We start from the raw sequence: 2,321 nt of genomic DNA on the forward strand, positions 1-2,321 counted from the left end.
ATCAGCCGGCGGGGCGACCGGGGGCGCCGCCTGCAGCAGGGCGCCGATGGGATCATCCGATGGCGCGGGCGCGGGGGCCTGCGCCCCGGCCGACCCTGCGGTCAGCACGGCGGCGGCGATCATCCCCAGGCGCGCGCGAAGATCAGACATGCTTTCCTTGGGCGACCCGTAAGCGCGGGACGCGACCCCTTCCTGCCGCAAGATGCCGGCCAATTAGTGACTAAGGCGCTTCCGTCGCCAAGGGAATCGCCTCGCGCACTCTAGCTTTGCGCGGTCCGAATAGTCTTATGCTCGACTTATGATCCAGAGATACGACGCCGACGCCCGCAACGTGCTGGGGACCGAGCTGAAGAGCTGCTCGCTCGATCCGGTCACCGGCTTCTTCCGCAACGGCTGCTGCGAGACCGGGCCGCACGACACCGGCCTGCACACGGTCTGCGCGGTGATGACGGCGGAGTTCCTGGCCTTCTCGAAGCGGGTCGGCAACGACCTGTCGACGCCCGTTCCGGAATACGGCTTTCCGGGACTGAAGCCCGGCGACCGCTGGTGCCTGTGCGCCCCGCGCTGGAAGGAGGCCCTCGACGCCGGCGCCGCGCCGCAGCTGGTGCTCGAAGCCACGCACGAGGAGACCCTGGCCATCGTGCCGTTGGGGGTCCTTAAGGATCACGCGGTCTAGCCCACCTCCACCCCGACATACCGCGCCCGGGGCCGGATCAGGCCGCCGGACTGCAGCTGTTCGATGGCGTGGGCGATCCAGCCGGCGCAGCGGGCCACGGCGAACAGGGCGAAGGGGGCGTCGGCCGGCAGCTTGAGCGCCAGCGACACCGCCACCAGGGCGAAGTCCACATTGGGCTTCAGGCCCGCATAGTCCTCCACCGCCCGCGCCAGCTCGGCCAGGGCCGGGGGCGGATCGAACCGTTCCAGCATGGCCTCGGCGCGGGGATCGACCTCCGGATAGAGCGGGTGGCCAAAGCCAGGCAGGACGCGCTCTTCGGCCAGCCGGGCGGCCACCGCGCCGCGGGCGCCCAGTTGCTCGGCCTCGGCCAGCAGGGCCAGGATCGCGGCGGGCGCGCCGCCATGCCGAGGGCCGGACAGGGTGGCGAGGCCGGCTAGGGCCGCCGCCGACAGAGACGCCCCTGTGGACGCCGCCACCCGCGCCGCGAAGGCCGAGGGGTTCAGTTCGTGGTCGGCCATCAGCACCAGGATGCGGCGGATCAGGTCCGCCCCCGGCCCGCCCGGTCCCTGGCCCCAGGCCAGCGCCAGCCGGTTGTGGATCGCCCCTCCGCCCACCTGTCCGGCGATGGCGTCGGTCATGACATCCAGGAGGGTCGCGGCCTCCACCGCCAGGGCCAGGGGGTGTCGGCCTAGGGCCGGCGGATCGGCGCCGGCCCGCGCGGCCAGCGCCGCAAACGCCCTGGCCCGCATGTCGGCGCCCGGCGGCGGCTCCGGTCGCTCTGTGCGCTTCAAGGCCGCGCCATGGCCGCCCCGCAACAGCCGGGCCACGGATTCCAGGGTCTCGGTCTCCGCCAGGGCCACAGCTTCTCGACCCCGATAGTAGAGCCGCCCGCCCGAGACCGTGGTGATGGCCGAGGCCAGAACCGGCTCGCCCCAGGCGATGGCGCCGGCCGCGACGTCAGAGACCTTGCGGCTGCGGGATTTCTTCTGGGCCAGGGCGTCGATGTCGGAGGCCCGATAGAGGCTGCGGCGCGGGTCGGCGGCGTCTGCGCGGGTCTGGACCCGCCCCCGGCTGACATAGGCGTAGAGCGTCTGGGGCCTGACCCCCAGCCGCGCCCGGGCCTCTTCCGCCCCGATCCAGTCTTCCGTCCGCGTCGGCATTTTATATTGATTATATTGATCAAGATTGACGATCCCAGTCTGGCGGCAAAGATCGCGTCCTGCAAGGGGCCTCCCCGCCCCACCCAAGACTGGAGAACCGCCATGTCCGATGGACTGGAAAATGTCGTCGCCGCCCAGACGGTGCTGTCCGATGTGGACGGCAAGGCCGGCCGGCTGATCATCCGCGGCCACGACCTCGACGAACTGGCCGGCCGCGCCAGCTTTGAGGACGCCGCCCGCCTGCTGTTCGATGGCTTCTTCGAGGACCTGCCGGCCGATCTCGGCCCGGCCCTGGGCGCCGCCCGCGTCGAGGTCTTCTCAGAGGTCGCCGCCCTCGACACCGGCCTGCTGGACCGCACGCCGATCGAGGCCATGCGGGCCCTCACCGCCCGGCTGGGCGACGGCGACGACCTCGCCACCGCCCTGCGGCTGATGGCGGCGCCCGCGGTCTTCACCGCCGCCGTGGTCCGCGCCCAGGCCGGCCA

3 protein-coding genes are annotated in these 2,321 nt (G+C 72.2%); 2 read left to right on the forward strand and 1 reads right to left on the reverse strand.

Translation table 11 applies throughout. The features are described from left to right. Positions 1–298 precede the first annotated feature (298 nt). Entirely contained in the window at positions 299–676 is a 378-nt protein-coding gene (locus tag ACFQ27_RS20765) for a DUF2237 family protein (protein WP_374343631.1), read from the forward strand. Here ACFQ27_RS20765 and ACFQ27_RS20770 read toward each other — a convergent pair. Beyond that, complete coding sequence (locus ACFQ27_RS20770; RefSeq protein ID WP_374343633.1) at positions 673–1,836, reverse strand: citrate/2-methylcitrate synthase; 1,164 nt, start codon at positions 1,834–1,836, stop codon at positions 673–675. The genes ACFQ27_RS20765 and ACFQ27_RS20770 overlap by 4 nt on opposite strands. Before the next feature lie 102 nt (positions 1,837–1,938). Between ACFQ27_RS20770 and ACFQ27_RS20775 the strand changes: the two genes are divergently transcribed. Continuing rightward, positions 1,939–2,321: citrate/2-methylcitrate synthase (locus ACFQ27_RS20775; protein ID WP_377354915.1), on the forward strand; the 383-nt coding region annotated here is incomplete at its 3' end.

The sequence above is a fragment of the Phenylobacterium conjunctum genome (genome assembly GCF_042679085.1).
In the GTDB taxonomy this organism is placed as follows: Bacteria; Pseudomonadota; Alphaproteobacteria; order Caulobacterales; family Caulobacteraceae; genus Phenylobacterium; species Phenylobacterium conjunctum.

Bases quoted from the DNA above. Each gene is read 5' to 3' on its own strand.
- ACFQ27_RS20765 (WP_374343631.1), top strand. From the start codon at position 299: ATGATCCAGAGATACGACGCCGACGCCCGCAACGTGCTGGGGACCGAG.
- ACFQ27_RS20770 (WP_374343633.1), bottom strand. From the start codon at position 1,836: ATGCCGACGCGGACGGAAGACTGGATCGGGGCGGAAGAGGCCCGGGCG.